Source organism: Mycolicibacterium sp. XJ1819, from assembly GCF_053483675.1.
In genome coordinates this window covers 17,927-39,626 of record NZ_JBEFST010000030.1, presented here as the reverse complement: position 1 = coordinate 39,626, position 21,700 = coordinate 17,927, and the positions used below count along the sequence as shown (strand labels likewise).

Here is a 21,700-nt window from a genome sequence, read left to right as displayed (position 1 = left end):
CGTCGTAGCAGGCAACCATCGCCATGAAATCAGGCGGTTCGGTGCGGTGGGGCTGCGGGAATGCGTAGATTCTGCGGCTGCGTGTCGGTTAGCGTTGGTCCATGACCGTGCTGGGCAGTTGGATCGACGGCGCCCCGGTGAAAACCGGCGGCCGACCGCATCGCGTCATCAACCCCGCCACCGACGAACCCGTCGTCGAGTATGCGCTGGCCGAACCCGGCGACGTCGACGCCGCCGTCTTCTCGGCGCGCGCCGCGTCCCGGGACTGGGCGACGGCCACCCCCGCCGAGCGCTCGGCGGTGCTGTTCACACTGGCCCGGTTGGCCGGCGATCACACCGACGAGCTGGTCGCCGAGGAGGTGAGCCAGACGGGTAAGCCGGTGCGGCTGGCCGCCGAGTTCGACGTGCCGGGCAGCGTGGACAACATCGACTTCTTCGCAGGCGCCGCCCGCCATCTCGAGGGCAGAGCCACCGCGGAGTATTCCGGTGACCACACGTCGAGCATCCGCCGCGAGGCCGTCGGCGTGGTCGCCACCATCACACCGTGGAACTACCCGCTGCAGATGGCGGTGTGGAAAGTGTTGCCCGCCTTGGCCGCCGGCTGCACCGTGGTGATCAAACCGTGCGAGCTGACGCCGTTGACGACGCTGAGCCTGGCCCGGCTGGCCGCCGAGGCGGGTCTGCCCGCCGGCGTGCTCAACGTGGTCAGCGGGCAAGGCGCCGACGTCGGCGCCGCGCTGGCCGGGCACCGGGACGTCGACCTGGTCACGTTCACCGGATCGACCGCGGTCGGCCGCAAGGTGATGGCCGCCGCCGCCGAGCACGGCCACCGCACGCAGTTGGAACTGGGCGGCAAGGCGCCGTTCGTGGTGTTCGACGACGCGGATCTGGACGCCGCGGTCCAGGGCGCGGTGGCCGCGGCGCTGATCAACACCGGCCAGGACTGCACGGCGGCGACGCGGGCGATCGTGGCGCGCCCCCTCTACGACGACTTCGTCGCGGGCGTCGCGGAGGTGATGGGCAAGGTCGTCGTCGGCGACCCGCAGGACCCCGAAACCGATCTGGGGCCGCTGATCTCGACGGCGCACCGGCAGAAGGTGGCGGGCATGGTGGCGCGCGCACCCGATCAGGGCGGGCGGATCGTCACCGGCGGTGCCGCCCCGGAGCGGCCGGGGTCGTATTACCTGCCCACACTGATCGCCGATGTCGACGAGCGGTCGGAGGCCTACCGTGAGGAGATCTTCGGGCCGGTGCTGACGGTGCGCTCGTTCACCGACGACGACGACGCGCTGCGTCAGGCCAACGACACCGACTACGGCCTGGCCGCCTCGGCGTGGACGCGTGACGTCTACCGTGCGCAGCGGGCGTCGCGCGAGATCAGGGCCGGCTGCGTGTGGATCAACGACCACATCCCGATCATCAGCGAGATGCCGCACGGCGGGATGGGCGCCTCAGGGTTCGGCAAGGACATGAGCGACTACTCACTCGACGAGTACCTCACCATCAAACACGTCATGAGCGATATCACCGGTGTCGCCGACAAGGACTGGCACCGAACGGTTTTCGCGAAGCGCTGACTCAGAGGTGATAGACCCGCGCGAAGGCGTCGGCGTACTGACGCAACAGCTTGGGCGCGTCGCTCTCGTCGATGTTGTTGGGCGGGCCGTACGGGGTGTTGTTGGCGTCGACGATGTAGATCTTGCCGCTCTTGTTGTCGCGCAACACGTCCATGTCACCGCACTCCAACCCGATGCCACGGGCGAACGCGGCCATCTTGGCCAGCTCGTCGGGTGAGAACAGCTCGTCTATCGAGGGCACGAGGCGGATCAGCTTGTTCCAGTTGACGAAGCGGTTGGCGTCGGTCTTCCACTTCATGTGGCAGAGCTGGGGCTCGTAGGCCATGATCGACACGCGGATCTCGAGATTGTCGCCGTCTTCGTTGACGTTGTCGACGAGCAGCTGGTAGGCCATCTCCGGATCGGCCTGGGGGATCGGGCACTCGACGACCATGCCGTCGTGTTTGGCGTTGACTCGCGACTTCTTGACCGCCAGACCCACATACGTCGTCGGATCGACCTCGAGCCCGTAACCGAAGGCGCGTTCGAACTCGCGCTGCACCACCAGCTTGTCGTCGGTGAAGGCGGTGTCGTTGATCAGGCGGATGTCCGGGGAGATGCGCCGCAGCTTGGCGATCTTGCCCGAGAGGTCGTATGCGCTGCCGTGGATCCACGGTTTCCAGATCAGGCCGAACGGCGAGGCCGCGGTGGTGTGTCTGGGCGCGACGGGCTCGAGATTGAGCTCGTCGAAGATCTTGGCGTACAGCGACCCGCGCATGTGCCCGAGGTTGCCGACGATGGGTACGGGGACGGCGCCAGGCCGGGAGGCCGAACCCGGTCGCACCGCGTTGCGGATGCGCTTTGCGAGGGTGCGGCCGCGTTTGAGCATGGGCGGGCGGCTTGGCATGGCGCGGAGTCTAGCAAGGCTCGAGGGGGTGAGGTTTGGGGGCGGACGGGGTTCGCCGCAGCGCCGCGGTTGGCTTGACTGCGTGCGGCGAAGCGGCAGAAAGAGTTCGCCGGCGGCCGCCGGTCATAGACTTTTGACCATGACCACCGCGAGTACGCGGGTAGACGAATTCGAGGGGCTGCGGCCGCACCTGCTGGCCGTCGCGTACCGGCTCACCGGAACCGTCGCCGACGCCGAGGACGTCGTCCAGGATGCCTGGCTGCGCTGGAACCGGGCAGCCGACACCGAACCCGTCACCGATCTGCGGGCCTGGCTGACGACGGTGGTCAGCAGGCTGGCGCTGGACCGGTTGCGCTCGGCGTCGCGACGCAGGGAGACCTACGTCGGCGACTGGCTGCCCGAACCGGTCGTCACCGCACTGGGCGACGACGATCCGCTGGCGGCGGTGGTGGCGGGCGAAGACGCGCGGTTCGCGGCGATGGTGGTGCTCGAACGGCTCAATCCCGATCAGCGGGTGGCCTTCGTGCTGCACGACGGCTTCGCGGTGCCGTTCGGCGAGATCGCCGCGGTGCTCGGGGTCAGCGAGGCCGCCGCGCGCCAACTCGCCTCCCGGGCGCGCCGGACCGTGGCAACCGCGCCGCCGCCGGTCGACGACGAGGTGCACAATCAGGTGGCCGGTGAGCTGATGACCGCCCTGGCCGCCGGAGACATGGAAGCCGTTGTGCAGCTGCTGCATCCGGAGGTCACGTTCACCGGCGACTCGAACCGCAAGGCGCCGACGGCCCCGCGGGCGATCCACGGTCCCCAGAAGGTGGCGCGGTTCCTGTTCGGGCTGGCCCGTCGCTACGGCCCGGGATGGCTGGCGGCCAATCAACTCGCGCTGGTCAACGGCGAACTGGGCAGTTTCACCGCCGGCTCCGCGCCGCAACCGGGCTATCCGGCGATGACGCCGCGGGTGACCGCGATGACCGTGCGCGACGGGAAGGTCTGCGCGATATGGGATATCGCCAACCCGGACAAGTTCACCGGCTCGCCGCTTGCCCGGACTCCTCGGTCGCCCACGGGACACGGCACGCGTCACCGGAGTTGAAGCCCTGCTCGGTGATGCCCAGTGCCGAGTACATGCGTGCCCGCATGTTCTCCACGCCGATCTGATAGGTCAGCTCGATGACCCCCGGCTCGCCGAAGCGGGACTTGAGGTCCTCGACCTGCTCGTCGGTGATGGTGTGCGGGTCGGTCGTCATCGCATCGGCATAGGCGATGGCGGCGCGCTCGTCGTCGTTGAACCGCGGTGAGGTCGCGTAGTTGTCCACGTCCTTGAGCCGGTCGATGTCGAGTCCGTCGAGGCGCTGCAACATCGTGCCGAAGTCCACGCACCACGAGCAGCCGACGGTGCGCGCGGTCCAGAACACCGCCAACTCCAGGACGTTCTTGGGTAGCTTCTTCGAGGCCGAACCCAGCATGCCTTCGTGGACCACGTTGGCGATCATCAACCGCGGGTGGTGAGCGGCCACGGCAAACGGTTCGGGCACCTCGCCGAACCGACGCCTGGCGATCCGGTAGAACACCTTGGTCAGCAGCGACGCTTGGTTGGGCGGGACGGGGGCGATGCGGGGGTTCTGTGTCTTCTCGGTCATATAGGTCAGACGAGACAGCCCGCCGATGTGTGACAAGGACCCTCAGAGGTAGGCGCGCGCGAACGCGCCGGCCAGTGCGCGCACCGCCGTCTTCGCCTCACCCGCATCGAGATGGTTGGGCGGACCGTAGGGGGTGTTGTTGGCGTCGACGATGTAGATCTGGCTCTTCTTTCGATCCCGCAACACGTCAACCTCGCCGCACTCGAGGCCGGCTTCATGGGCAAAGGCGCCGATGTGGGCCAGTTCGTCGCGGGAGAACAGGTCATGCACCGATCCCAGTCGCGCGTAGGCGTTGATGTTCGAGAAGCGGTCGGCCACCGGCCGGTATTTCAGGTAACAGATCTCCGGGGCGTAGGCGAGCACGGACACCCGGATGTCCTCGACATAGCCGTCACCGGTGAGATTGTCGATCGGCAGTTGATAGACCGCCTCCGGATTCACTTCGTCGATCGGGCACATGACGATGGCACCGTCGTGTTGGCCATTGACGCGCGATTTCGTCACCGCAGGTCCCAGGTGGTTCGTGGGGTCGATCCCGAGCGGATAGCCGAAGCTGCATTCGAACACCTGCTGAATGCGCGCCTTGTCGTCGTCGAATCGGGTGAGGTTCATCAAATGGATGTGCGGACGAATTCCGCCGACCGCCGCGAGCTGGTCGTACAGGTCGTAGTGGCTGCCGTAGATCCATGGCTTCCAGACCATGCCCACCGGCGACTCCGCATTGGTCTGCTCTGGGGCGACCGGAACCAGGTCGAGTTCATTCAGCACCTTGGCGTACAGCGAAGGCCGCATGTGCGCCAAATTCCCCACGACGGGCACGCGGCCCGCACCGCGCCGCATCGACATGAACTGGCGTAATCGAATTCCAGCGCGCTGTACTGCGGTTTCGCCTCGCTTCAGGGCTCGCGAACGATTCATGGAACTCCTTCTCCTTCCACGCTAAGACACGTGATGGCGTGCAGTCAGCCCCGATCGGGCAATCTTTCGCAAACTGGACAGTCGTTCGTCGGGACCGCCGGAAACGGTGGCCCGCCGATGTGTGACAGCCGAGCCGAAAACGTCTGGCATACTCGCCCCCCATGGGCGAAGCCTCACGCGTGCGACGGGTCAAGGACTGGGGAAAGTCGCAGATCCGAACCGTCTTCGAGACCGGGCAGCGCTTCGGCGTCGACGTGCTCCCGCGGCACTTCTACAGCCAGATCCCCAACATCCGCGCGATGAAGGCCGACCGCAGTTGGCAGCGCCCGTACTCGTTGGTGGGGGTGGGCGGCCGCGACGTCGAGCAGCAACTGAACTGGCTGCGCAAGGTCTGCCCACCCGACGTGGCCGCCACGCTGCCGTCGCTGGCGCTGCAGCAGGAGGCCGGAAAAGCCAACGGCGCGTTGGGCTACGGCCCCATCGAGTCCGACCTGCTGTACTGCGTGGTGCGCACCCTCACGCCCAAGCGGATGATCCAGGTGGGCGCGGGCGCGTCGACCTGGGTGGCACTCAAGGCCGCCGAGGACGCGGGCACCACCATCGACATCACCTGCGTCGACCCGTTCCCGACCGAATTCCTCACCCAGTTGAGCACCGCGGGCAAGATCACGCTTCGCCACGAACCGGTGCAGGCCGTGGACCCGGCCGAACTGGCCCGGCTGGAGCCCGGCGACGTGCTGTTCGTCGACTCCACCCACACCGTGTCGCCGGGCAGTGATGTCAATCACATGATCCTCGAGGTGCTGCCGCGGCTACCCAAGGGTGTGATCGTGCACTTCCACGACATCACGATCCCGTACGGATACTCGGCGCACGTGCTGTCCGACGACCTGTTCTTCTGGAACGAGACCGTGCTGTTGCACGCCTATCTGGCCGACAATCCGCGCTTCGAGATCCGCGCGGCGATGGCGCTGCTGCACGACGCCGCCCTGCCGCGGGTGCAGGAGATCATCCCGACCTACCGCGACCCGATGCGCACCGAACGCGGCGTCCGCGTCGGTGAGCGCGAAGGCCAGTTCCCGACCGCGATGTGGCTCGAGGTCGTCGCCTGACGAGTTCGGCGTGGTTGGTCGCGCTCAGCGCGACTCAACCCGCCGAAATCCCTACTCAGCGGGCGAACATCAGCGCGCGCTTGACCTCCTGGATGGCCTGCGTGACCTGAATGCCGCGCGGACACGACTCGGTGCAGTTGAACGTCGTGCGGCAGCGCCACACCCCGTCGACCTCGTTGAGGATGTCGAGGCGTTCGGCGGCGCCCTCGTCGCGGCTGTCGAAGATGAACCGGTGCGCATTGACGATCGCGGCCGGCCCGAAATAGCTGCCCTCGCTCCAGTACACCGGGCAACTGGTGGTGCAGCAGGCACACAGGATGCATTTGGTGGTGTCGTCGTAGCGGGCGCGGTCGGTCGGGCTCTGGATGCGCTCGCGGGTGGGCTCGTTGCCGCTGGTCATCAGGTACGGTTTGATCGCCCGGTAGGCGTCGAAGAACGGCTCCATGTCGACGACCAGGTCCTTCTCGACGGGCAGCCCACGGATCGGCTCGATGGTGATCGTGAGCTCCTTGCGAGGGTTCTTCGGCAGCATGTCGCGCATCAGCACCTTGCACGCCAACCGGTTCACACCGTTGACGCGCATCGCGTCTGACCCGCACACCCCGTGCGCACAGGAGCGCCGAAACGTCAGCGTGCCGTCCAGATACCACTTGACGTAGTGCAGCAGGTTCAACAGCCGGTCGGTGGGCAGTGAGGGCACCCGGAAGCTCTGCCAGCCGCCGGAGTCGGCGTAGGCGTCCGGGTCCTCGGGGTTGACGCGGGCGATCTTCAGCGTCACCATCACCGCGCCGTCGGGCACCGGCGGCAGTTCGGGATCCTTGGCCGCAACCTCGGGCGAGATCGTCATAGTGCCTCGCTCTTCGCGCAAGCGCTCATCGTCAGTACTTCCGTTCCATCGGCTCATAGCGCGTCTGCACCACCGGCTTGTAGTCCAGCCGGACGTCGCTGAGCAGCTCCGTGCCCTGCTTGTAGGCCATGGTGTGGCGCAGATAGTTGGTGTCGTCGCGGTTGGGGTAGTCCTCGCGCGCGTGCCCGCCGCGCGACTCCTTGCGGTTGAGCGCGCCGACCACCGTCACCTCGGCCAGCTCGAGCAGAAAGCCCAGCTCGATCGCCTCGAGCAGGTCGCTGTTGTACCGTTTGCCCTTGTCGTGCACGGTGATTCGGCTGTAGCGCTCCTTGAGCGCGTGGATGTCGGTGAGCGCCTGTTTGAGTGTCTCCTCGGTGCGGAACACCGCGGCGTTGTTGTCCATCGACTGCTGCAGCGCGCCGCGGATGTCGGCGACCCGCTCGTTGCCGTGCTCGGAGAGGATGTGGCCGACCCAGCCGACCACCATGCTCGCCGGGTCGGGCGGCAGCTCGACGTGGTCGCGGCCCAGCGCGTAGTTGGCCGCGGCGATGCCGGCGCGGCGGCCGAACACGTTGATGTCCAACAGTGAGTTGGTGCCCAACCGGTTGGCGCCGTGCACCGATACGCAGGCGCACTCGCCGGCGGCGTACAGGCCGGGCAGCGGGGTGGTGTTGTCCCGCAGCACCTGTCCGGTGACCGTCGTCGGGATCCCGCCCATCAGGTAGTGACAGGTCGGATAGACCGGCACCAGTTCGGTGACCGGATCCACGCCCAGGTAGGTGCGGGCGAACTCGGTGATGTCGGGCAGTTTGGCCTCGAGCACGTCCTCGCCGAGGTGGCGCACGTCGATGTAGACGTAGTCCTTGTTCGGGCCCGCGCCGCGGCCCTCGAGCACCTCGAGCACCATCGATCGGGCGACGATGTCGCGTGGCGCCAGGTCGACGATCGTCGGCGCGTAACGCTCCATGAAGCGTTCACCCTCGCCGTTGAGCAGCCGGCCGCCCTCGCCGCGCACGGCCTCGGAGATGAGGATGCCGAGCCCGGCCAGACCGGTCGGGTGGAACTGGTGAAACTCCATGTCCTCCAACGGAAGTCCCTTGCGGAACACAATGCCGATACCGTCCCCGGTCAGCGTGTGGGCGTTGGAGGTGGTCTTGTACATCCGCCCCGACCCGCCGGTGGCGAACACGATCGCTTTGGCGTGAAAGACATGGATGTCACCGGTGGCAAGTTCGTAGGCGATGACGCCGGTGGCCACCGGGCCCGACTGCGTCTCGGTGATCGCGATGTCCAGCGCGTAGAACTCGTTGAAGAACTCGACGTCGTGTTTGACGCAGTTCTGATACAGCGTCTGCAGGATCATGTGCCCGGTGCGGTCGGCGGCGTAACAGGCGCGGCGTACCGGGGCCTTGCCGTGGTCGCGGGTGTGGCCGCCGAATCGGCGCTGGTCGATGCGGCCCTCGGGGGTGCGGTTGAACGGCATGCCCATCTTCTCCAGATCCAGCACGGCGTCGATGGCTTCCCGGCACATGATCTCCACGGCGTCCTGGTCGGCGAGGTAGTCGCCGCCCTTGACGGTGTCGAAGGTGTGCCATTCCCAGTTGTCCTCTTCGACGTTGGCCAGGGCTGCGCACATGCCGCCCTGCGCCGCCCCGGTGTGGCTGCGGGTGGGATACAGCTTGGTCAGCACGGCGGTACGGGCCCGTGGTCCGGCCTCGACGGCGGCGCGCATACCCGCGCCGCCTGCGCCGACGATCACGACGTCGTAGCGGTGGTCAAGGATCATCTGATTGCTCCCGTTGTCGCTTGCGCTCGCCCGGTCACGAGATGCTCGCGTCGAAGGTGACCAACACGTAGCTGCCCAACACCAGCGTGAAACCCGTCGCCAACAGCAGCAGCGAGTTCAGGTAGAACTTCGTGACGTTCTTGCGGGCGTAGTCGCCGATGATGGTGCGCATGCCGTTGGCGCCGTGCACCATCGCCAGCCACAGCAGCGCCATGTCCCAGATCTGCCAGAACGGAGAGGCCCACCGCTGCGCGACGTAGTTGAAGTCGATCCGGTAGACACCGCCGTCCCAGATCAGCATGACGAACAGGTGGCCCAGCGCGAGGAAGACCAGCGCCACACCGGAGAATCGCATGAACAGCCAGGCGTACTTCTCGAAGTACGGGATGCCGCCGGCGCGCCGCGGCGCACGCGGATGGTCCAGACCGGCCGGGCGGTCGTGCTCCTTCTGCATCACCGGCGCCGCGCGGTCCTCGCGGTGATGCGGCGTCCAGCCTGTTCCCGGCCCGGTCACAGGAACCGCTCCGCCATGTGCATCCCGATCAGGCCCAGCGCGGGGATGAAGACCGCCAGGAACACGCCGACGACCACCCACAGCATCTGCCGCTGGTGGCGGGGGCCGTGCTGCCAGAAGTCGATGAGGATCACCCGCACGCCGTTGAGCGCGTGGTAGAGGACCGCAACCACCAGTCCGATCTCCATCAAACCGACGATCGGCGTCTTGTAGGTCTCGATGACCTGGTTGTAGGCCTGCGGACTGACGCGCACCAGCGCGGTGTCGAGGACGTGAACGAACAGGAAGAAGAAGATCGTCGCACCGGTGATGCGGTGCAGCACCCACGACCACATCGCCGGGTCACCGCGGTAGAGGGTGCGCCTGCGCGGCGGTTTCGGTCGCGGAACCGGCACCGAAGCACCCCCGGGCGTCAACCCGGAAGTTTGAGTACTCATCTGGCCTCCAACGCCCTCGGTCGACGTTCGGGCACCGGCACCGCATCGCGGCAGGGCACCTGCGCCGCACTGGCGGCGACATACAGTCCGGTCGTCCCAAACCTCGGGGCGACTCTAAACCCACTTGTACTACTAAACGAACTACGGTTTAGCCGTCCGCGTAGGGGAAAACGCGAAATTGAGGGTCATCTATTTCGTGACCCGCACCATAGGACGGGGTTTCGGAATGCTTTCAGGACAACGAGGACGAGGTGCCGATGCCGACCGATATTGACTGGAAGCTGTTGCGGCACAAAGCAGCCGAAGTCACCGCGCGCGCCTACGCGCCGTATTCGGGTCTCGCGGTGGGGGCCGCCGCGCTGGTCGACGACGGCCGCGTGGTGACCGGATGCAATGTGGAAAATGTCTCATATGGCCTTGGTCTCTGTGCCGAGTGCGCGGTGGTGTGCGCGCTGCACTCCGGCGGTGGGGGCAGGCTGATCGCACTGTCCTGCGTGGACGCGACGGGTCGGGTGCTGATGCCGTGCGGCCGGTGCAGGCAGGTGCTGCTGGAGCACGGCGGGGGCCAATTGCTGATCGACCACCCACAGGGACCGCGCCCGCTGGCCGAATTGCTGCCCGATGCCTTCGGGCCCGATGACCTGCGGCTCGCGAACCGGCCGTGAGGTCCGTTTGAGATCGCCCCGGCGAGGTATTCCGCAGCCGTAACCGTTCGGTGAGGAGGCGCAACATGGAGAGTCGGGCGAAGGCGCTGGGCCACGCGATCCATCCGATGCTGATCTCGTTTCCACTGGGACTGCTGGGCACGGCGGTGGTCTTCGACATCATCTACCTGACGACCGACCGATCCGGGTTCGCCGTCGCGGCGGGCTACATGATCGCGGCCGGGATCATCGGTGGGTTGCTCGCCGCGCCATTCGGCTGGATCGACTGGTTCAAGATTCCTGGCGGCACCCGGGCCAAGCGGATCGGACTGGTGCACGGCCTGGGCAACGGGGTGGTGCTGGTGCTGTTCGCGATCAGTTGGCTGCTGCGCGTCGGCGAGGGCTGGACGCCGACCGTGTGGGCGTTGGTGTGCAGTTTCGCCGCGGTGGTGCTGGCCGTGGTGGCCGCCTGGTTCGGTGGTGAACTCGTCGAGCGCCTCGGGGTCGGGATCGCCGAGGGCGCCGGCCTCGACGCGCCGAGTTCGCTGGGCGGTCGGCGCGCAGCCGCCTAGAGGTCTATTCGTCGGTAACGTAACGGCGGTGACGCGGTTGACGTTTGACGCGCCCAGCGTCATCAGGACCAAACGCGACGGCGGGGCGCTGTCGGACGCCCAGATCGACTGGGTGATCGACGCGTACACCGCCGGTGCGCTCGCCGACGAGCAGATGTCGGCGCTGCTGATGGCGATCTTCCTGCGCGGTATGACCGATGCCGAGATCGCCCGCTGGACCGCGGCGATGATCGCCTCGGGGGAGCGGTTCGACTTCACCGACCTGCGCCGCGACGGCAAACCGCTGGCGCTGGTGGACAAGCACTCGACGGGCGGGGTCGGCGACAAGATCACCATTCCGCTGGTGCCCATCGTGATGGCGTGCGGCGCCGCGGTGCCGCAGGCGGCCGGGCGCGGCCTCGGCCACACCGGCGGCACGCTCGACAAGCTGGAGTCGATTCCCGGATTCACCGCCGAGATATCGAAAAGCCAAATACGCCAACAACTCTGCGATATCGGTGCGGCGATCTTCGCGGCCGGGGAGCTGGCGCCCGCCGACCGCAAGATCTACGCGCTGCGTGACATCACCGCCACCACCGAATCGCTGCCGCTGATCGCGAGCTCGGTGATGAGCAAGAAGATCGCCGAGGGCACCCGGGCCCTGGTGCTCGACACCAAGGTGGGTTCCGGTGCGTTCCTGAAGACCGAGGCCGAGTCGCGTGAGCTGGCCCGCACCATGGTCGAGTTGGGCACCGCGCACGGCCTGGTGACCACGGCGCTGCTGACCGACATGGCCACCCCGCTGGGCCGCGCGGTGGGCAATCTGGTGGAGGTCATCGAGTCGGTGGAGGTGCTGGCCGGCGGCGGGCCCGCCGACGTGGTCGAACTGACGCTGGCGCTGGCCGCCGAGATGCTCGACGCCGCCGGAATCGACGGTGTCGACCCGGCCCAGACGCTGCGGGACGGCACCGCGATGGACCGGTTCCGCGATCTGGTGGCCGCGCAGGGCGGTGACCTGAAGACCCCACCGCGGCTCGACACCGCCGTCGAAACCATCACCGCCCCGCGCGATGGCACGATGGGAAGCATCGACGCGATGGCTGTTGGACTTGCGGTGTGGCGGCTCGGTGCGGGCCGCTCCGTCCCGGGCGAGCGGGTGCAGGCCGGTGCGGGCCTGCTCATCCACCGCCGGCCGGGTGAGTCCGTCACCGCCGGCCAGGCGCTGTTCACGCTGTACACCGAGACCCCGCAGCGGTTCCCGGCCGCGATCGCCGAACTCGACGGAGCCTGGAGCGTGACCGACGACGCCCCGCCGTCGCGCCCGCTGATCATCGATCGGATCCCGTCATGACCACACCGTTGACCCTCGACACGATCCGGAAAGCCCCCAAGGCGCTGCTGCACGACCACCTCGACGGCGGCCTGCGGCCGGCTACCGTGCTCGAACTGGCCGAGGCCGGCGGCTACGACGAGCTGCCCGCCCACGACGTCGACGAACTCGCGAAGTTCTTCCGCAAGGCCGCACACAGCGGATCGTTGGTGCGCTACCTGGAACCGTTCGCGCACACCGTGGGCGTGATGCAGACACCGGAGGCCCTGCACCGGGTGGCTCGCGAATGCGTCGAAGACCTCGCCGCCGACAATGTCGTGTACGCCGAGATCCGGTTCGCGCCCGAACTGCACATCGACGGCGGTCTGTCGCTGGATGCCGTGGTGGAGGCGGTGTTGGCCGGGTTCGCCGACGGCGAGAAGGATGCCGCCGCCGAGGGCCGGACCATCATGGTGCGCTGCCTGGTCACCGCGATGCGCCACGCGGCACGGTCACTGGAGATCGCCGAACTCGCGATCCGGTTTCGCGATAAGGGCGTGGTCGGCTTCGACATCGCGGGGGCGGAGGCCGGCTATCCGCCGACGCGGCACCTGGACGCCTTCGAGTACATGCGAAACAACAACGCGCGCTTCACCATTCACGCCGGTGAAGCGTTCGGGTTGCCGTCCATCCACGAGGCCATCGCGTTCTGCGGCGCCGACCGGCTCGGGCACGGCGTGCGGATCGTCGACGACATCACGGTCGCTCCCGATGGCACCGCGAAGTTGGGCAGGCTGGCGGCGTTGCTGCGCGACAAGCGCATCCCGTTCGAGATGTGTCCGACTTCCAACGTTCAGACCGGGGCGGTGGCCAGCCTCGCCGAGCATCCCTTCGATCTGTTGGCGCGGCTGCGGTTTCGGGTCACCGTCAACACCGACAACCGGTTGATGAGCGACACCACGATGAGCCAGGAGATGCTGCGGCTGGTCGAAACGTTCGGTTACGGCTGGAGCGATCTGCAGCGGTTCACCATCAACGCGATGAAATCCGCGTTCATCTCGTTCCACGAGCGGCTGTCGATCATCGACGACGTGATCAAGCCGCGCTTCGCGGTGCTCATCGGCTAGCGGCTCCCCGCATCTCTCCGCGAGCGACCGCGGATGTGCGGTGAACCGCCGATCTCTACGGCGATCTGGGGTCGCTCGCGGGCAGGAGAGTCACTCCGAGCGCAGCCGGGACTCCACGAAGGCCTCCAGTTCCTCCCACTGCTCGACCGCGTCGGCGTAGGGCGGATTCGGCCGGGTCGCAGCGGAGTCGAGCACGTAGGCCACCACCCGGCCCAGCGGCTGCTCCGGGTCCAGGGTCTCCTCGACGACGGTCTCCTCGGCGTAATCGCCGACGTCCCTGAGCAGTTCGACGGCCAACTCGAGCTGGCCGCGGTCGATCGCGTCGGGCCCCTCGGCCAGATAGTCGACGATCTCGGTGAGCACGTAGACGTTGTCGTCGGTGATGTCGACGCGCAGCGAGCCGTCGTTGGCGGCCGTGCGGATGTCGTCGTAGGTGGCCAGCCCGGACAGGTCGTGGTCGTGCTCGTCGGCCAGGTAGCGGGCCAGCGCGCGCTCCGAGGGGAACACGCTGATCCGTCCGTTGCGGCCGAGGAACACCGGCGAGTCCTCGAGATAGCACCGCAGCGTGTAGTAGGTGCCGCCCCTGGTCATGATCCGCACCGGGTCGATGCCGACCTTGAGCCAGAAGTCCGAGTCGCTGCCCAGCACCACACCCGAGGCGTGCGCGGTCAGATCGTCGGCCTCGCCGTCCTCATCGGCGTCGGCATCGGCAGAGTCGGGGTCGACCTCGAGGTCGTCGACCTCCGGTTCGGGCGCGGGGCCGGCCAGTTCGTCGGCGGCCTTCTTCGCGGCGGCGGCGTCGACGTCGGGTGTGGTGACGACGTCGTCGAGCGCGTCGATCACGCCCTCCCAGCCGCGGGCGATCACCTTCTCGATCTCGGCCCACCGCTTGCGCCCGGCGCGACGACTGAACGCCTCGATACCGCCGCCCACCGTGGCCAGGTTCGGGTTGCCGTTGAAGAACTTGGTGATGGCGGGCAGGTCGCACACCGAGCCCAGTGCCGAGACGATCGCCAGCGTGCGGTGAAGTGTGTCGACCGTTTCCTCGCTGGGCTTCTCGGCGGCCAGTTCGGGCACCCCGATCAGGTCGTACTGATGGTCCTCGTCGGGGTCGAGCCGGTGCGCGTTGGCCTCGGTCAGCTTCTCCCAGGCGGGGTGGTCGGTCAGATCGTTGTCGGTGCTGGTCCTGACGAACGCGGCCAGGTCGGCCACCGACTCGAACAGATACAGGTCCTCGTCCTTTCCGAGGAACCCCTCCCATTCGTCGCCGTCGGCGCGCCACCGGGGGGCCCACAGCGTGTACATGTCGCCCTTGGTCAGCCCAAGCCGGATCGGCACGATGTCAGCAGCCATGCGGCACAGAATAGCCACCGCGGTCACGCCGTCGGTCGCCAGAACCCCTGGAAGCCCTGACCGGCGTTGTCGGTACGGATCGGCGAGAGCTTGACCGGATCACCCGCTTCGATCATGGTGCCGTTGCCCACGACCATCGCGACGTGGCCATCCCAAACCGCCAAGTCGCCCGGCCGCAGCGAGCCGGCGTCGACGGCGGCCCCGACGTCCTGCTCCTGGGCCAGCCGCGGAATGTTCAGCCCCGCTTCGCCGTACGCCCACTTGGTCAGCCCGCTGCAGTCCAGCCCGACGCCGGGCGTGACGCCGCCCCACTGGTAGGGCACCCCCAGCTGGGTCAACGCATGCCGGACGGCGCTGGCCGCCACGGCATTCGGCGCCATCGCCGAGCTGCCGTCGGGTAGCCGCACCGCGACGCCGCTGCCGAACCCGGCCGGGTCGGCCAACGCGTCCGGCGCGTCACGGGTGGACAGCCCGACCAGATCCCCGATCAGCGTGCCGAGACCCGCGCCAGGCGCACCCGCCGAACCCGACGCGCCGCCGCCGAGACCCGAGCCCAGCGCGGGCATCGGGCCGACGCCGCCCACACCGGCAGGCGCCGTCGCCGCGGGCGCGGACGGCGCCGCGGTGGTCAGCGCCGCGGCATGGCCGTCGAGGTCGGCATGGAGCGCGTCGACCACCGCGGTGGCCTCGGCCAGCGCACGCCTCGCCTCGGCCAGCAGCTTCTCGGCCACCGCGGGAGAGTCGAGGTGGGGTGCCAGGGCCGCGGCGCGGGCCTCGAAGTCCTCGACGATCGCGGTCAACCGGTCGTGCGCGCGCATGATCGCCTCGGCCGCGGTGCCCGCGGTGCTGCTCAGCCGATCGGCGTGCGCCGCGAGGTCGTCGAGGGCGGCGACCGTCCGTGCCATGAAGCCGGCCGCGCCCTGCGCGCCCGCACCGGACCACTGCGCCTCTGCCGCGAACCATGTGCGCCCGATGCGCGCCGAGACGTCGGCCAGCCCGTCGCGCACCCGGCCCAGCACCGCGGCCGGATCGGCGAACGGATCGGCCGACCAGCCCGTGCCCACCGCCGCCTGCAGCCGCCGAATCGGCGCCGCCAGCGCCGTCACCACCGCATCCGGGGCACCCGCCACCGCTACTCCCCGGCGATGCGCAGGCCCGCGCCGCGGTCGGCGTCGGCGTAGGCCTGCGCGGCGGCGTACGCGGTCGAGGTGGACTGCGCGAGCGTGTCGGCCAGCGCGGTCACCGCCTGAGACCCCTCGGCGGCCGCGGCGGCCAACGCGGACAAGAACCGGGCACCGACCGGGCCGAAGCTCGGCGCGGGCGGGAGCGCGGACAGCGCCGCGGCGAGGGCGGCGAGGTCGGCGGCGTGCGCGGAGTTTGCGGCGCCCAGTGCGCGGACGGCCTGTGGGTCGACGAAGGTACCGGCGAACATGCCCTTTAGGACGGCTCCCGGCCCGCCGCGGTTCCATTAGGGTGCGGCGCATGGATGTGCGCGTCGTCGACCACCCACTGGCCGCCGCACGGTTGACCACGCTGCGCGACGAGGCGACCGACAACGCCGCCTTCCGCGCCGCGCTGCGCGATCTGACCGTGATGCTGGTCTACGAGGCCACCCGCGACGCCCCGGTCGAGACCGTCTCGGTCCGCACCCCGATGGCCGAGACCACGGGCTGCCGGTTGGCCAACCCGCCGCTGCTGGTTCCGGTGCTGCGCGCCGGGCTGGGAATGGTCGATCAGGCGCACGCGCTGATCCCGGAGGCCCGCGTCGGGTTCGTGGGCGTCGCCCGCGACGAGCAGACGCTGCAGCCCACCCCGTATCTGGAGTCGCTGCCCGACGACCTGAGCACCCAGCCGGTGATGGTGCTGGACCCGATGCTGGCCACCGGCGGTTCGATGGTGCACACGATCCGGCTGCTGCGCTCGCGCAACGCCGTCGACATCACCGCGGTGTGCGTGGTGGTGGCGCCGGAGGGGATCGCCGCGTTGGAGGAGGCGGCCCCGGATGTGACGGTCTACACCGCGACGATCGACGAGCGGCTCAACGAGATCGCCTACATCGTGCCCGGCCTCGGCGATGCGGGTGACCGCCAGTTCGGACCGCGTTGATCAGCGGCGGCTCACCATTGCCGCACGGCCGCGGCCAGCTCGTCCTGTAGGCGTTGCGCGCGGGCCCGCGCGGCGGTGAGGTCGCTGACGTCGCCGCACCGAACCTCGATGTAGGACTTGACCTTCGGCTCGGTGCCCGACGGTCGCACCACGATTCGGAATCTGGATTCGCCGTCGCCGCCGGACATGACCAGCGCGTCGGTGCACAGCGGCCCGGGTTCTGCCAGCAGGTCGACGACGGCCACGTCGAAACCGGCGAGGCGATCGGGCGGGGCCTGACGCAGCCGCGCCATCACCGCGGCCGCCTCGTCGACATCGGCCACCGCACGCGACACCGCGGTCGTCGAGTGCACGCCGTGCCGGCGGGCCAGGTCGTCGAGCGCGTCGAGCACCGTGTGGCCGCGGTGCTGCAAAGCGGTGACCAGATCGCAGAACAGCACCGCCGCGCTGATGCCGTCCTTGTCGCGCACCGCGCTGGGATCCACGCAGTGGCCGATGGCCTCCTCGTAGGCGTACACCAGCGTGCATCCGGGTAGGCCCTCGTCGGCGCGCGCCAGCCACTTGAAACCCGTGAGGGTCTCGACATGCCGGGCGCCGTGTTCCCTCGCGATCGCGGCGAGCAGCCGCGAGGACACCACGGAGCTGGCCACCACGGTGGCCTCGGTCACCGGGCCCGGCTCGATCTGCGAGAGCAGATAATCGCCCAGCAGCCAACCTGTTTCGTCGCCGGAGAGCATCCGCCAGCCGTCCGGGGTCGGGACGCCTACTGCGCACCGGTCGGCGTCGGGATCCAGTGCCACCGCGACGTCGGCGTCGACGTCGGCGGCCAGTTTCAGCACGGCTTCGACCGCCGCCGGTTCCTCGGGGTTGGGCAGGGCCACCGTGGGGAAGTCCGGATCGGGTGCGAACTGCTCGTCGACCACGTGAACGTCGGAGAACCCGGCCCGCACCAGCGCATCCAGCGCGAACTCACCGCCGACACCGTGCAATGGGGTCAACGCCACCCGCACCGACCCGTGGGTGTGCCGGACGTTGGCCGCCCGTTCGATGTAGCGCTGCACCTGGCCGACGCCCGAGGGTTCGACGGCCCGGCGGGCGATCTCGTCGGCATGCGGGGCCTCGGCCATCGCCTGCTCGATCTCGTGATCGGTGGGGGACACGATCGGCAACCCGGCCTCGAAATAGACCTTGTAGCCGTTGTCCGACGGCGGATTGTGTGACGCGGTGATCTGGATACCCGCGGCGGCGGGCGCGTGGCGCACGGCGAAAGCGACTACCGGTGTGGGCACCGCGGTGAACATCAGTGTCACCGAAAAGCCTTCGGCGGCAAGTACTTCGGCGGCCGCAAGCGCGAATTCGTCTGATCCGTGCCGGGTGTCGCGGCCCACCACGACATCGTGGCCGTGCAGCCCGCGGTCCTTGAGCACCTTGGCGACGGCCCAGGTGGCGCGCAGCACCACCGCCAGGTTCATCCCGTTGGGGCCCGCCCGAAGCGGTCCGCGCAGCCCGGCGGTCCCGAACGTCAGAGGGCGGGCGAACCGCTCTTCGAGTTCCTCCGGTGTGCACGCCGCGAGTTCGGCGGCGGTGTCGGGGTCGGGGTCATGCGTTATCCATTCCTGCGCGTTGGTCGAGGTCCGCGACGCCGTCATGGAAGCTAGTGTGCCCACTTTCTCGTCGGCATATGCCGGGATGTGTCTACAGGCGCGCGATGACGTCGGCCAGCAGCGCGCCCATCCGCGTCGCCGACTGCCGGCCCGCCTCGAGCACCTCGTCGTGGCTCAGCGGCAGGCCCGTCATACCGGCCGCCATGTTCGTCACCAGCGACACGCCCAGCACCTCGGCACCGGCCGCGCGCGCGGCGATGGTCTCGTGCACCGTCGACATGCCGACCAGGTCAGCGCCCAGCGTGCGCAGCATCCTGATCTCCGCGGGGGTCTCGTACTGCGGCCCGGTCAACCCGGCGTAGACCCCGTCGACCAGCGAGGGGTCGATCTCGCGGGCGACGGCCCGCAACCGCGGCGAGTACGCGTCGACCATGTCGACGAAATCCGCCCCCACCAGCGGCGACCGGCCCGTCAGGTTGAGGTGGTCGCTGATCAGCACCGGCTGGCCCACGGTGAAATCCTCGCGTAGGCCGCCGGCGGCGTTGGTCAACACCACCGTCGTCACCCCCGCCGCGCACGCCGCGCGCACCGGACGCACCACATCGCGGGCCTCGTGGCCCTCGTAGGTGTGGATCCGGCCGACGAACACCAGCACCCGCCGGGGACCGACCGTCATGGACACTAGTTGTCCGCCGTGTCCCTGCGCGGTCGGCGCGCTCAGGCCGGGCACCTCGGCCATCGGCACCGTCGCCTGCGCGTCTCCGAGCCGGGCGACGGCGGGCGCCCAACCCGATCCGAGAATCACCGCGACGTCGTGCTCGTCGACGCCCGTGCGGTCGCGGATGGCGGCCGCCGACTCGGCAGCGATCTGATCCGGACCCGTCACAGTCGGCGAGCTTAGCTGTCGGAATCGGCAAGTGACGGCAGTGAGATACTTCGAGGATGCCCACCGCCACCACGTCGAGTTGCGTCGAAGACGCCGTCCGGCGACGCGGCGGGGACCTGGTGGCGCTGTCTCACGACATCCACGCCGAGCCCGAACTGGCCTTCGCCGAATACCGCAGCTGCGCCAAGACCAAGGCGCTGGTCGCCGAACAGGGTTTTGAGATCAACGCGGCGCCCGCCGGGCTGCCCACCGCGTTTCGCGCCGACTACGGCAGTGGTCCGCTGGTCATCGGCATCTGCGCCGAGTACGACGCGCTGCCCGAAATCGGCCACGCGTGCGGGCACAACATCATCGCCGCCTCGGCGGTGGGCACCGCGCTGGCGCTGGCCGAGGTGGCCGACCAACTCGGGCTGACGGTGGCGCTGCTCGGCACTCCCGCCGAGGAGGCCGGCGGCGGGAAGGTGCTGATGCTGGAGGCCGGTGTGTTCGACGACATCGCCGCCACGGTGATGCTGCATCCCGGGCCACTCGACATCGCCGCTGCCCGGTCGTTGGCGCTGTCGCAGGTCGCGGTGACCTACCGGGGCACCGAGGCCCACGCGGCGGTCGCACCGTACCTGGGTGTCAACGCCGTCGATGCGGTCACCGTCGCGCAGGTCGCGATCGGGTTGCTGCGTCAACAGCTCGCGCCCGGCCAGATGATGCACGGCATCGTCACCGACGGCGGCCAGGCCACCAACGTCATACCGGCGCGCGCCGAGATGCAGTACACGATGCGCGCGGGCGATACCGCCTCGCTGCGCGAACTCGAGCAGCGGATGGCGGACTGCTTCCTGGCCGGCGCGGTGGCCACCGGCTGCGGCTACGAGGTCGCCGAGACCGAGCCGGCCTATCGCGAACTGACTCCCGACGCCTGGCTGGTCGAGACGTTCCGGGCCGAGATGGTGCGGCTGGGCCGCAGCCCGGTGCCCGCCGAAGCCGAGGCGGCGTTGCCGCTGGGCAGCACCGACATGGGCAACGTCACGCAGGTGATGCCGGGGATTCACCCGGTCGTCGGCATCGACGCCGGGGGAGCGTCGGTGCATCAGCCCGCGTTCGCCGCCGCAGCCGTCGGCCCTGGCGCCGACGCGGCCGTCGTCGAGGGCGCGGTGATGCTGGCGCGCACGGTGGTGTCGCTCGCCGAGACGCCGACCGAGCGGGACCGGGTGCTGGAGTTGCAGGCGAGGCGAGCGTCATGACGCTGCCGGACGCCGCTGAGCTGTGGCTGGACGCCCACTACGACGACATGGTGACGTGGCGGCGTCACCTGCACGCCCACCCGGAGCTGGGCCGTCAGGAGTTCGCCACCACGCAGTTCGTCGCGTCGCACCTGGCCGATGCCGGGCTCAACCCGAAGGTGCTGCCCGGCGGTACCGGGCTGACGTGTGACTTCGGGCCCGAGCACGGGCCGAGGATCGCGCTGCGCGCAGATATGGACGCATTGCCGATGGCCGAGCGCACCGGCGCGCCGTACGCCTCGGTGGTGCCCAACGTTGCGCACGCCTGCGGACATGACGCGCACACCGCGATCCTGTTGGGTGCCGCGCTGGCCATCGCGTCGGTGCCCGAGCTTCCGGTCGGCGTGCGGCTGATCTTCCAGGCCGCCGAGGAGTTGATGCCCGGCGGTGCGATCGACGCGATCGCCGCGGGTGTGCTGACCGGCGTGTCGCGCATCTTCGCGCTGCACTGCGATCCGCGCCTGGCGGTCGGCAAGGTCGCGGTGCGGCCCGGGCCGATCACCTCGGCGGCCGATCAGCTCGAGGTGACGCTGCACTCGCCGGGCGGGCACACGTCGCGGCCGCACCTGACCGGTGACCTGGTCTACGGGCTGGGCACGTTGATCACCGGCGTGCCCGGAGTGCTGTCGCGGCGCATCGACCCGCGCAACAGCACGGTGATGGTGTGGGGGGCGGTCAACTCGGGCACCGCGGCCAACGCGATTCCGCAGAGCGGGACACTGGCCGGCACCATCCGCACCGCCAGTCGCGACACTTGGGAGACGCTGGAATCTCTTGTGGAAGAGGCGGTTTCGTCGCTGTTGGCGCCGCTGAACCTGGAGCACACGCTGCAGTATCGGCGCGGTGTTCCGCCGGTGGTCAACGAGGAGATCTCGACGCGCATCCTCACCCACGCGATCGAGGCGATGGGCCCCAACGTGCTGTGCGACACGCGTCAGTCCGGCGGTGGCGAGGACTTCTCCTGGTATCTCGAGGAGGTACCGGGGGCGATGGCACGGCTGGGCGTGTGGAGCGGCCGCGGACCGCAACTCGATCTGCATCAGCCGACGTTCGACCTCGACGAACGGTCGATGGCGGTGGGCGTGCGGTTGATGGTCAACATCGTCGACCAGGCCGCCAAGCTGTAATT

22 protein-coding genes are annotated in these 21,700 nt (G+C 69.0%); 10 read left to right on the top strand and 12 right to left on the bottom strand.

The features are described 5' to 3' along the window. Window positions 1-101 precede the first annotated feature (101 nt). Complete coding sequence (locus tag ABQE89_RS25280) at window positions 102-1,577, top strand: gamma-aminobutyraldehyde dehydrogenase (protein WP_448421827.1); 1,476 nt, start codon at window positions 102-104, stop codon at window positions 1,575-1,577. A 1-nt stretch (window position 1,578) separates the two neighbouring features. On the opposite strand, the gene ABQE89_RS25275 is transcribed toward ABQE89_RS25280, so the two are convergent. Further along, window positions 1,579-2,463 carry a hypothetical protein gene (locus ABQE89_RS25275; protein WP_448421825.1) on the bottom strand — a complete coding sequence of 295 codons (885 nt, stop codon included), beginning with the start codon at window positions 2,461-2,463 and terminating at the stop codon, window positions 1,579-1,581. A gap of 139 nt (window positions 2,464-2,602) precedes the next feature. Between ABQE89_RS25275 and ABQE89_RS25270 the strand changes: the two genes are divergently transcribed. Then, window positions 2,603-3,553, top strand: coding sequence for a sigma-70 family RNA polymerase sigma factor (locus ABQE89_RS25270; protein ID WP_448421823.1), 951 nt, complete (start codon window positions 2,603-2,605; stop codon window positions 3,551-3,553). On the opposite strand, the gene ABQE89_RS25265 is transcribed toward ABQE89_RS25270, so the two are convergent. Together ABQE89_RS25265 and ABQE89_RS25260 are read right to left on the bottom strand one after the other, a co-directional pair. Next, the gene (locus ABQE89_RS25265; RefSeq protein WP_448421821.1) at window positions 3,486-4,100 is read right to left on the bottom strand and encodes a carboxymuconolactone decarboxylase family protein; all 615 of its coding nucleotides are present in this window, start codon (window positions 4,098-4,100) and stop codon (window positions 3,486-3,488) included. The two genes, ABQE89_RS25270 and ABQE89_RS25265, sit on opposite strands and share 68 nt — an antisense overlap. 42 nt (window positions 4,101-4,142) lie before the next feature. After that, window positions 4,143-4,892 carry a hypothetical protein gene (locus tag ABQE89_RS25260; protein ID WP_448421819.1) on the bottom strand — a complete coding sequence of 250 codons (750 nt, stop codon included), beginning with the start codon at window positions 4,890-4,892 and terminating at the stop codon, window positions 4,143-4,145. 287 nt (window positions 4,893-5,179) lie between these two features. Between ABQE89_RS25260 and ABQE89_RS25255 the strand changes: the two genes are divergently transcribed. Next, entirely contained in the window at window positions 5,180-6,130 is a 951-nt protein-coding gene (locus ABQE89_RS25255; RefSeq protein ID WP_448421817.1) for a class I SAM-dependent methyltransferase, read from the top strand. 55 nt (window positions 6,131-6,185) lie between these two features. Here the strand turns inward: ABQE89_RS25255 and ABQE89_RS25250 are convergent, their stop codons facing one another. From ABQE89_RS25250 to sdhC, 4 genes are read right to left on the bottom strand one after another with little or no spacing between them, the layout of a single operon-like run. After that, the gene (locus tag ABQE89_RS25250) at window positions 6,186-6,977 is read right to left on the bottom strand and encodes a succinate dehydrogenase iron-sulfur subunit (protein ID WP_448421815.1); all 792 of its coding nucleotides are present in this window, start codon (window positions 6,975-6,977) and stop codon (window positions 6,186-6,188) included. 31 nt (window positions 6,978-7,008) lie between these two features. After that, on the bottom strand, window positions 7,009-8,763 hold the full coding sequence (sdhA, locus tag ABQE89_RS25245) for a succinate dehydrogenase flavoprotein subunit (RefSeq protein WP_448421813.1): 1,755 nt from the start codon (window positions 8,761-8,763) through the stop codon (window positions 7,009-7,011). A gap of 34 nt (window positions 8,764-8,797) precedes the next feature. Then, the gene (locus tag ABQE89_RS25240; protein ID WP_448421853.1) at window positions 8,798-9,217 is read right to left on the bottom strand and encodes a succinate dehydrogenase hydrophobic membrane anchor subunit; all 420 of its coding nucleotides are present in this window, start codon (window positions 9,215-9,217) and stop codon (window positions 8,798-8,800) included. Window positions 9,218-9,273: 56 nt separating this feature from the next. Next, window positions 9,274-9,714: a succinate dehydrogenase, cytochrome b556 subunit gene (gene sdhC / locus ABQE89_RS25235; RefSeq protein WP_448421812.1), complete on the bottom strand. Its 441-nt coding sequence runs from the start codon at window positions 9,712-9,714 to the stop codon at window positions 9,274-9,276. Window positions 9,715-9,971: 257 nt separating this feature from the next. Here sdhC and ABQE89_RS25230 point away from each other — a divergent pair, with 257 nt between their 5' ends. The 4 genes from ABQE89_RS25230 (at window position 9,972) to ABQE89_RS25215 (ending at window position 13,345) form a co-directional block, all read left to right on the top strand. Further along, window positions 9,972-10,379, top strand: coding sequence for a cytidine deaminase (locus ABQE89_RS25230; RefSeq protein ID WP_448421810.1), 408 nt, complete (start codon window positions 9,972-9,974; stop codon window positions 10,377-10,379). 65 nt (window positions 10,380-10,444) lie between these two features. Continuing rightward, on the top strand, window positions 10,445-10,930 hold the full coding sequence (locus tag ABQE89_RS25225; protein WP_448421808.1) for a DUF2231 domain-containing protein: 486 nt from the start codon (window positions 10,445-10,447) through the stop codon (window positions 10,928-10,930). A 28-nt stretch (window positions 10,931-10,958) separates the two neighbouring features. Beyond that, entirely contained in the window at window positions 10,959-12,260 is a 1,302-nt protein-coding gene (locus ABQE89_RS25220; protein ID WP_448421806.1) for a thymidine phosphorylase, read from the top strand. Further along, on the top strand, window positions 12,257-13,345 hold the full coding sequence (locus ABQE89_RS25215; RefSeq protein WP_448421804.1) for an adenosine deaminase: 1,089 nt from the start codon (window positions 12,257-12,259) through the stop codon (window positions 13,343-13,345). Before ABQE89_RS25220 ends, ABQE89_RS25215 begins: the two co-directional genes overlap by 4 nt. A 90-nt stretch (window positions 13,346-13,435) precedes the next feature. Here the strand turns inward: ABQE89_RS25215 and satS are convergent, their stop codons facing one another. From satS to ABQE89_RS25200, 3 genes are read right to left on the bottom strand one after another with little or no spacing between them, the layout of a single operon-like run. Further along, a complete protein-coding gene (satS, locus tag ABQE89_RS25210) occupies window positions 13,436-14,698 on the bottom strand; it encodes a protein export chaperone SatS (RefSeq protein ID WP_448421801.1) in 1,263 nt (420 codons plus the stop codon). Window positions 14,699-14,721: 23 nt separating this feature from the next. Further along, window positions 14,722-15,828 (bottom strand): C40 family peptidase, encoded by a 1,107-nt coding sequence (locus ABQE89_RS25205; protein ID WP_448421799.1) that lies wholly within the window; start codon window positions 15,826-15,828, stop codon window positions 14,722-14,724. A 2-nt stretch (window positions 15,829-15,830) separates the two neighbouring features. Further along, the gene (locus ABQE89_RS25200) at window positions 15,831-16,130 is read right to left on the bottom strand and encodes a type VII secretion target (RefSeq protein ID WP_448421797.1); all 300 of its coding nucleotides are present in this window, start codon (window positions 16,128-16,130) and stop codon (window positions 15,831-15,833) included. A 50-nt stretch (window positions 16,131-16,180) separates the two neighbouring features. On the opposite strand from ABQE89_RS25200, the gene upp reads away from it, so the two are divergent. Further along, window positions 16,181-16,804 (top strand): uracil phosphoribosyltransferase, encoded by a 624-nt coding sequence (gene upp, locus ABQE89_RS25195; protein ID WP_448421795.1) that lies wholly within the window; start codon window positions 16,181-16,183, stop codon window positions 16,802-16,804. Between the two features lie 11 nt (window positions 16,805-16,815). On the opposite strand, the gene ABQE89_RS25190 is transcribed toward upp, so the two are convergent. Further along, window positions 16,816-18,453 (bottom strand): phospho-sugar mutase, encoded by a 1,638-nt coding sequence (locus ABQE89_RS25190; RefSeq protein WP_448421793.1) that lies wholly within the window; start codon window positions 18,451-18,453, stop codon window positions 16,816-16,818. Between the two features lie 46 nt (window positions 18,454-18,499). Beyond that, the gene (locus ABQE89_RS25185; protein WP_448421791.1) at window positions 18,500-19,294 is read right to left on the bottom strand and encodes a purine-nucleoside phosphorylase; all 795 of its coding nucleotides are present in this window, start codon (window positions 19,292-19,294) and stop codon (window positions 18,500-18,502) included. A 56-nt stretch (window positions 19,295-19,350) separates the two neighbouring features. Here ABQE89_RS25185 and ABQE89_RS25180 point away from each other — a divergent pair, with 56 nt between their 5' ends. Then, window positions 19,351-20,532: a M20 family metallopeptidase gene (locus ABQE89_RS25180; protein ID WP_448421789.1), complete on the top strand. Its 1,182-nt coding sequence runs from the start codon at window positions 19,351-19,353 to the stop codon at window positions 20,530-20,532. Then, window positions 20,529-21,698: a M20 family metallopeptidase gene (locus tag ABQE89_RS25175; RefSeq protein ID WP_448421787.1), complete on the top strand. Its 1,170-nt coding sequence runs from the start codon at window positions 20,529-20,531 to the stop codon at window positions 21,696-21,698. Before ABQE89_RS25180 ends, ABQE89_RS25175 begins: the two co-directional genes overlap by 4 nt. Window positions 21,699-21,700: the final 2 nt, after the last annotated feature.